The organism is Candidatus Ozemobacteraceae bacterium, assembly GCA_035373905.1.
Taxonomy (GTDB): domain Bacteria; phylum Muiribacteriota; class Ozemobacteria; order Ozemobacterales; family Ozemobacteraceae; genus MWAR01.
Genome location: DAOSOK010000021.1, coordinates 84146 through 91715 on the forward strand (window position 1 = coordinate 84146; position 7570 = coordinate 91715).

At 63.6% G+C, this 7570-nt stretch carries 7 protein-coding genes; 2 read left to right on the plus strand and 5 right to left on the minus strand.

Annotation, left to right across the window (positions count from 1 at the left end):
• Positions 1-16 precede the first annotated feature (16 nt).
• Together PLU72_11920 and PLU72_11925 are read right to left on the minus strand one after the other, a co-directional pair.
• Positions 17-2173, minus strand: a complete 2157-nt coding sequence (locus tag PLU72_11920) for a glycosyltransferase family 39 protein (protein ID HOT28890.1) — start codon at positions 2171-2173, stop codon at positions 17-19.
• Positions 2170-3816, minus strand: coding sequence for a hypothetical protein (locus PLU72_11925; GenBank protein ID HOT28891.1), 1647 nt, complete (start codon positions 3814-3816; stop codon positions 2170-2172). Before PLU72_11925 ends, PLU72_11920 begins: the two co-directional genes overlap by 4 nt.
• A 111-nt stretch (positions 3817-3927) precedes the next feature.
• Between PLU72_11925 and PLU72_11930 the strand changes: the two genes are divergently transcribed.
• Both PLU72_11930 and PLU72_11935 read left to right on the plus strand, forming a co-directional pair.
• Positions 3928-4632 carry a glucose-1-phosphate thymidylyltransferase gene (locus PLU72_11930; protein HOT28892.1) on the plus strand — a complete coding sequence of 235 codons (705 nt, stop codon included), beginning with the start codon at positions 3928-3930 and terminating at the stop codon, positions 4630-4632.
• Between the two features lie 23 nt (positions 4633-4655).
• Positions 4656-5120, plus strand: a complete 465-nt coding sequence (locus PLU72_11935; protein HOT28893.1) for a TPM domain-containing protein — start codon at positions 4656-4658, stop codon at positions 5118-5120.
• A 12-nt stretch (positions 5121-5132) separates the two neighbouring features.
• Here the strand turns inward: PLU72_11935 and PLU72_11940 are convergent, their stop codons facing one another.
• The 3 genes from PLU72_11940 to PLU72_11950 form a co-directional block, all read right to left on the minus strand.
• Positions 5133-5666: a cob(I)yrinic acid a,c-diamide adenosyltransferase gene (locus PLU72_11940; GenBank protein HOT28894.1), complete on the minus strand. Its 534-nt coding sequence runs from the start codon at positions 5664-5666 to the stop codon at positions 5133-5135.
• Positions 5667-5729: 63 nt separating this feature from the next.
• Entirely contained in the window at positions 5730-6578 is an 849-nt protein-coding gene (locus tag PLU72_11945; protein ID HOT28895.1) for a hypothetical protein, read from the minus strand.
• A gap of 1 nt (position 6579) precedes the next feature.
• On the minus strand, positions 6580-7428 hold the full coding sequence (locus PLU72_11950) for a hypothetical protein (protein ID HOT28896.1): 849 nt from the start codon (positions 7426-7428) through the stop codon (positions 6580-6582).
• Between the last annotated feature and the right edge of the window lie 142 nt (positions 7429-7570).

Sequence of the window (7570 nt, forward strand, 5' to 3'; positions counted from 1 at the left end):
TATCACGCGGCCGAGGTCAGGGCACGAGCAGGTCGTCGAACCTGGCGACGCCGGCCTGGCGGTACGGCTCGGCGACGTAGCCGTCCGGCGTCCTGCGCACCAGAAGAGGCTCGTGCCCGGGAAGGGCCCGGAGAAGAGCCTCGTTTGCCTCGTCGCCCCGGTCGATCGCGAGAACGACCTCCTGCGTGAGCGGGTCGACGGTGTTGAGCCGGGGAACTTCATACACGTTGATTCCATACCGTTCCGGACGGCGGAACCTGTTCATCTCTTGATATTGTTCGATATATTTCACGCACAGTTCCTTGGTCGGGGGGCTTATGCGGTCCAGAAAGCCTCTCAATCCGGCCGTATCGATGAAATCGGCGGAAAGGAGCGCCATGATCTCCTGCCCGGAAAAACGCCACTCGTTCTGCAGGTGACGCGCGAGATCGAGCCGCTGCCGCGTCGGACTGGAGACGAACAGAATGCGCGGCTTTCCCCGAAACCCGTCGACAAACCGGGAAAACGCCGGGTTGATGTGCCAGAATTCGCTTCCGAGAACCGCCCATGCCTGCGTCACGGTGAGCAAAACCGATGCGGCGACACCAGCCGCGAGGAGACGCCGGGACGCGTGAGCAAGTCCTTCATTCCAGAGCCGGGTCAGGAAGAGAGCGGCCGCAATTGTCGCCAGGGGCAGAAGAGAGAAGAAATATCTCGGACCGAAACAGAAATCCTGGTAATCGTAGACCGAGTATCCGAGAACGATGAACACGGCGTTGATCAGGAAGAATCGTTCGACGACGCCGGCCGCGCCCCGAGCCAAGGGCCGCAGCAGGCCGATTCCGGCGAGTGCGGCGATGATGCCGCCAGAAGCGAAAACACCCAGGCCGCACAGGTTGTCGGTGAGATTCGCGAAATGCCTGCCGAGTTCGAACTGCGCGAGGTCATGCATGACCGTTTGACCATGGCGGATGATATACAACGAATCGCCGGCGACCAGGGAGGTCAGCCGCATGTTCATCACCAGGACGACAGCCGAAAGAGCAAGCGCGACCAGCGCCCAGACCCCCCGCTTCATCCAGGACCCGACGAACAAGAACCAGGCCGCCAGCCACGCGAGATGCATGGCGACGGCGTCGACCCGCCTGGTCATCCATCCCAGGCCAAGCGCAAGGCCGCCCATGACGGCCGCCGTCCGGAGATGCCCGCGTTCAGCCGTATCGAGAGAAAACGCACCCGTGACGATCAGGAACAGCATGAACACATGGTTCATCAGGCCGGCCTGCATGAGCAGGGCAAACGGCGAAACGAGCCCGATGCAGAGAGCCGTCCGCGCCGTCTCCTCGCCGTGCGAACGTCTGAGAATCAGATACAGGAGCCAGAACGCCGCCACCCCGAGAGCCGGATTCAGCAGGCCCCCAGCCCCGATCCGTCGCGCCATGAACAGCAGATACGCGAACGCCGGCTGATACGTCGAAAACAGCGCCTTCCCGTTGTCTCCGATGCCGGCAGTCTGAAACGACGACCGGACGCTCGTCTCGGGGCCCGTCAACCGGCCTTTCTCGAGCAGTCTCGCATGCCATTCCTGAATGATCTCGTCCTGCACGTGAGGAACCCCGCCCATGGCGACGTGCCAGATGAGCATCGGAACGCACAGGCTGAAGAGCGACAGAGCGGCGAGCGTTCGCATGGATGGCCCAAGAGGCGGATGCCCTCCACGATCATCCGCTGTCGTGCCCGTTATAGCCGGCTCGAGGTCGATCAATCGAAACACGAGGTCGAGGGCAAGCAGGGTTCGAGCCCAATCCATCTCCCAGACGAGCCACCAGACGGGGTTGTCCGCGGTCAGGAAAACGTATCCGCTGTTGTCGTCCATGACGCGCTGCGGCAGAAGCGAGAACAGCAGGAACAGCCATACCGCCGGTCTCCCCCATGACGCCGACAGCCTGCCGCAGACCCTTCGAGCGACGGCGTTCAGCGAGTGGACCCACGACCATGCGGCCCAGGCCGCGATCGATGTCCCGACAAGAACCGGAAACCACCACGGATCGGGCAGAATCCCGGCCGGGCCCGTCTCGATCCATTCCCGAACCAGCCACGGATCGCGCTGGATGACCGCCGTGGCCAGATGGGCCAGAACGAGAAGCGCTCCACTCAGGAAGGCCATCCCGAAGCCCCCGGCGGTCGGCGTCATTCGTGTCTCTCCGGCAACGGCGGCACAGGGACGTCCGTCGGAAGTCCGCTTGGCGGAAGAGCCGGCCAGGGGTCGGGAAGCCCGCGGCTCCAGGGCATGCGATAGACGGCTTTCACGTTGCCGCCGCCGGTGATATTTTCCTCGACGGTGCGAATAAATATCGGGCGAAATATTTCAGGCCGGGACGCGATCTCGGGAAACCATCCGGGGAAGATGATGAGAAGATCGGGTTTGACACGTTCGAGAAAGAGATCTATGCGTCCCTGGCGGCGCCAGGAGTTGGTCTCGGGCGAGGCGAGCCCTTCCAGGTCGATGATTCGCTGCCCGCCGAAATACGCCATGCCGCCGATGTCGTTGAGGGCGACGGTCAGGCCTTTCGGCAGTTCGTTCAGCCATTTTCCGAGCGAGACGTGGATTCGTCGGATGATGTCGCACTCCCGGGCATGGTCCTCCGCAAGCTCGACCTGGCGGTCGAGAGCGAACACGAGCGAAAACAGCAGCGGCAGAACGATCCACCGGGACCGGCCGGTCGCGTTCCAAAACCGGTGAAAGCCCGCTATCCCGCAGAACGCCGCCATGAGTATCGTCTGCGGTATATATCTCCCATGATGGACCGTGTAATACATCGAGCCCGTCAGGATGCCGACCGATACGGCCAGCAGGGGAAGGGCAATCCAGGCCATGGCCATGCCGGCGGACAGGGCCGGCGGCGCCGACCGCCCGAATCCGGTTTTCCAGGCAAGGAAGGGCGCCGCGAGATAGAGAAGCCCGACGAACGGGCTTTCAAGCAGCAGGAACTCGACCCCGACCCGGAGATGATCGAGAACGCTTCCGGCGACCGCCCGCATCGCCTCCGCCGCGGGCATTTCGACGATCGCCCGGGGAAGGGCCCGGGGCGTCATCTTGGAGGTGAAGGTGTGCGGGAACGGCTGGCCGGCGATCTCCGCATGGAACAGGACGAACGGCACGACGCAGAGACCGGCGATGAGCAGCAATCGCCCCGCGAGCCGGAGGCGGCTCTCCCGCTCGTGCGCGAGAAAGATGAGCAGCGCGAGGCCGAGCAACAGGACGTTCTCCGGCCGGGCCAGGAAAGCCAGGCTCCAGCAGGCAATGGAGATCTCCCGGTCCCGGGGTCCCGGCGAATCGCCGCACGCCGACACCTGGTAGTCGAGCGCCCAGATCGCACAGGCCGCGCACAGGGCCACCTCCATGCCGGACAGAGCCCCCCATGCCAGGGGATACGAAAAAATCAGAAGCAGGCCGGCCACGGCGCGATCAGTATCATCATCTATGAATCGTTTGAGAAGGCGCATGGCCCCGATGATGGCGACGACCGCAAGCAGGACGCCGCTTCCCTTGACCGCGAAAACGACCGCACGCATGCCGAAACCGGCGACGGCACGATGGAGGACGGCCAGCCAGAGCGCCCAGCTGACGCTCGTCGAGGCGGCCACGGGCTCCCCGGGGTTGACGCCAAACCCCAGGCCGAACGCCAGGTTGCGGGCGAACGTCATGTGGATCCACGCGTCGTCGACGGGGAAGTTCCACGGGTCGCCGGTGACCTGCTGCTCGCGCACCAGCAGCAGCCCGGCGTTCGCCAGGAAGATCAGGATGACGAGGAGAACCGAGCGTCGGGAAGTCATGACGCGACAGGATATCACACCCCCCGCGCCCCTGAAACCGCCGCTTGTCGGCCGGCGGGAGCTCATAGTATGATGACCGCGCTGGACAGTCATTCTTGACCGGAGGATCCGATGCTCACGTTTTCCGACTTTTTCAAGCACCTGGAAGGGTTTCCCTGCCCCGAACTGTTCGAACAACACATCCGCGGGTTCGAAGACCTCACCTACGTCTGGGACATCCTGAAACGCATCCAGCAGGGATTCGTCGGAAAAATGGTCGAGCCGCAGATCCTGGGTATCGTCGAGGACGGTGCCTGGCTGAAGGGCGAGGATATCTTCATCGGCCGGAACACGAAAGTCCAGGCCGGCGCCATGATCATCGGCCCCGCCATCATCGGCAACAACGTCGAGATCCGTCACGGCGCGTATATCCGCGGCCATGTGATCATCGGCGACAATGCCGTCGTCGGCCATGCATCCGAACTGGGGAGGTCGATACTGTTGCCCGACGCCAAGGCGCCGCATTTCAACTACGTCGGCGACTCGATTCTCGGAAGCCACGTGAACCTCGGGGCCGGCACCAAGCTGTCGAATCTCAAGAACGACGGCACCGAGGTGAAGGTCATGGCCGCGGGCACCGGCTACAAGACCGGCATGCGGAAGTTCGGGGCCATCCTCGGCGACGGTTGCATGCTGGGCTGCAACAGCGTCACCAATCCCGGCACCGTCATGGCGCCCGGCTGCCGCGTCTATCCGAACGCGACAGTCTCCGGCTATACGGCGCCCTCCACCATCGTGAAGCTCCGCCAGACTCTGGCCACCTCGAGAGCCTCCTGACCGATGGCCGAGCAGAGCGACCGATGAGCGCGAACACGCCGCACCCCTCCGCCGATCAGCCCTGCGACTTTTTCTCCGAGGAAGAGACGAAACAACTGATCAGGGCGATCCAAGCCGCAGAACTGCGCACCTCCGGCGAGATCCGCATCCATATCGAAAGCGTCTGCGACGACCCCGTCGAGCGGGCGAAGCAGGTGTTCGACGAACTCGGCATGAACGACACCGAAGAACGAAACGGCGTCCTCTTCTATCTTGCGACGGACAGCCGACTCTTCGCCGTCCTCGGCGATGCGGGAATCGACGAGCGCGTCGACGCCGGCTTCTGGGAAGGAGTCCGCGACGCGGCCCTCGACCGCTTCCGCAAAGGCGAGTTTCTTGCGGGGCTGATCGACGGCGTACGCATCGCCGGCGAGTCGCTTGCGAAACACTTTCCGCGAAGATCCGACGACGTGAACGAACTGCCGGACGAGATCAGCTTCGGCAGATAGCCCGGCGGAAACTCAGTATTCGATGCCGGGGCGGGCCTTCGTTCCGCTGTCGAAGTAGTGCCTCACCTTCGTGACGCGAGAGATCAGGTCGACGCCGGCAAGCATCTCCTCGTTCGCGCACCGCCCTGTGAGAACCAGCTCCAGGCTTCCGCCCGACGCCTTCCGATCGGAAATCAGGGCCGTCAACTCCTCGGGCGTGATCAGGCCGAAGCTCGCCGCCGTGATGATCTCGTCGAGCACCAGGAGATCGAATTCTCCCGACGCGATCGCGGACCGGACGATCGCGAGACCCCGCCCGGCTTCCCTCCTGTCTTCCTCGGTGGTTCCGAAACGGAATCGCCCGTCCGGCTGCATCCGCTCGAGCCCGGTCACCCAATGGCGCACGCCGAGCCGTTCCAGCACGTTCAACTCGTGGTGCGAATACGTCTTGTTCCCCTTGTCGAAATAGATGATGCCGACCCGCATCCCCGCGCCGAGCGCTCGTATCAGCAGCCCGAGCGCGGCCGTCGACTTCCCCTTCCCATCACCGATGTATGCCTGAATCATGTCCGGTCTCCGGCAGAATAACGAATATTATACAATACACACAATACTCACAGACAAAAGGCGTCAGAAATCGAGGTTGAAGGCGTCGCCGAAGGGATCCGGCTCGGCGGTCGCCGTGGCCGCCGGAGCCTGTCCGGCGGCAGACGCATCGCCCTTTCCGTCGTCCGGGGCCGCCTTCCCGCCGGCCGTTTCGGCCGGCCGTGCGACAGGCTGAGCCGGGGTTGTCGCACCCGCTTTCGGCGGGTTCACGGGCGCTTTCGTCACGCCACCGGAACCGGAGACGGAAGAAGAGGTCTTCGCCGCACCTCCTCCGGAAGAGACCTTCGTGATGGCGGCCATTCCGGCCTGGCCGCCCCCCATATCGCGGATAGTCGCGAGAGGCATCCGTTCCGCCTCCCCCGCCGTCGCGTCTCCCCTGCGGACGACCTCGATGTCGCCCCGGAATTTCGGCAGCAGCGCCATCAGCCAGGGATTCCGCCAGCTGCCGGCCCCGGCGGCATCGGATCGCCGGAGATCCAGCTCCAGGATGTATCTCTGCCCGTTCCGCACCACGCGCACGGCCTTCACGACGTGAAACCCGCTCAGCGAGGGTCCGGATACCCAAAGAAACAGCATCCGGTTTTCGAAATCCACGTTGGGCATCGGCTCGCCGGAAGCGTGCTTCTCCCAGAAAATCTGCAACTCGGGGAGGCTCCTGACGAGGAAATAGTTCGGCCGCTCCCGGTATCCCGACTGGGTTCCGGTCCACTGGCTGAGAATGTCGATCTCGACCTCGCCCTTGAACGCCCCGGCTCCCGCCGATTCCGCCGCGGCGCATCGAGGCTGCAACGGGCCCCAGCCAGGGGGCGCCAGAAAAAGCCCGGCTACAAGAACGATATTTATATATGTTCCAGAATATGTACCGGCCGGCACCTTACTTCGCTCCGCCGTCGATCACGAGCCCCTGCTGCGTCGGAACGATCCCGAACCCGTTGAAAACGAGGATGTATTCGAGAATTTCGTACCACGGCCTGTCCTTCATCGAGCAGTAGAGGGCCGCCTTGCGCTGTCCACGCCACGAGATCGGAACCTTTGTCGAGCGGCTGATCGACTCGATGGCCCGAGAGATGTCCTTCCCGTCGCTGATGAGCGTTCCCTTCGCGGCCAGCGCCGGGAACCATTTCGTCAGCACTCGGCTGTCGTAGTTCTGGGTGCTCCTGAGAAACCGTTGCCAGCCCGCCCCGAGGATGTTCACCGGCGCCACGAAAATGACCCCGTCCTCCCCCCTGAAGCGGTGATGAGGCGTTACGACATGCTCGAGCATCGAGTTCATGTCGCGGGCGCGGCTCTGCGGAAAAGCGTCCGCCGAAGTCGTGCTGTGGCAGATGTAATCCTTTCCGTAGGCGAGCGCGATCATCCGGACAGCCTTCCACAGAGGAAGTGCGCCGCTCCAGATCACGTCCGAGCGGTCCTTCCGGGGGCGGAGCGGCAGGTTCGGCGAAACAGCGAAATACTGCCGCGCGGCGGGCCGATAGAGGATGACGCTGTCGTTCCGGATCGCGGTGACGCGCAGATCCCGACCGATCATGTAGCCGGGAGTGACAAGGACGTCACGGCCGTCGAACTTCAGCCACGCGGCTCCGTCTTCCCCTCTGCTCACGAGGCCGGTCACTTCGATCCGCGCAGGATCGGCGACCTGAACGGCGCTTCCGGAGGCCGCGCCCCAGACCATCAGGAAGAATACCAGCCCCAGAAGAGCGCTGCGGTGCATCTTTCGATTCATGTTTATCTCCCTCCTCGCCGGCGTTGTTTTCACGGGCGCCCTAGTTTACCATATCTTCGTCCGCCGGCACCCGGCCATTCCCGTCGGATCAGCAATTCTCAGTGAGCGTTCTGGTACGGGTTTTGAGGGGAACCTCTGTCGG

Coding starts and splice junctions, on each gene's coding strand:
- PLU72_11920 (HOT28890.1), bottom strand. CDS start 2,173: ATGACGCCGACCGCCGGGGGCTTCGGGATGGCCTTCCTGAGTGGAGCG.
- PLU72_11925 (HOT28891.1), bottom strand. CDS start 3,816: ATGACTTCCCGACGCTCGGTTCTCCTCGTCATCCTGATCTTCCTGGCG.
- PLU72_11930 (HOT28892.1), top strand. CDS start 3,928: ATGCTCACGTTTTCCGACTTTTTCAAGCACCTGGAAGGGTTTCCCTGC.
- PLU72_11935 (HOT28893.1), top strand. CDS start 4,656: ATGAGCGCGAACACGCCGCACCCCTCCGCCGATCAGCCCTGCGACTTT.
- PLU72_11940 (HOT28894.1), bottom strand. CDS start 5,666: ATGATTCAGGCATACATCGGTGATGGGAAGGGGAAGTCGACGGCCGCG.
- PLU72_11950 (HOT28896.1), bottom strand. CDS start 7,428: ATGAATCGAAAGATGCACCGCAGCGCTCTTCTGGGGCTGGTATTCTTC.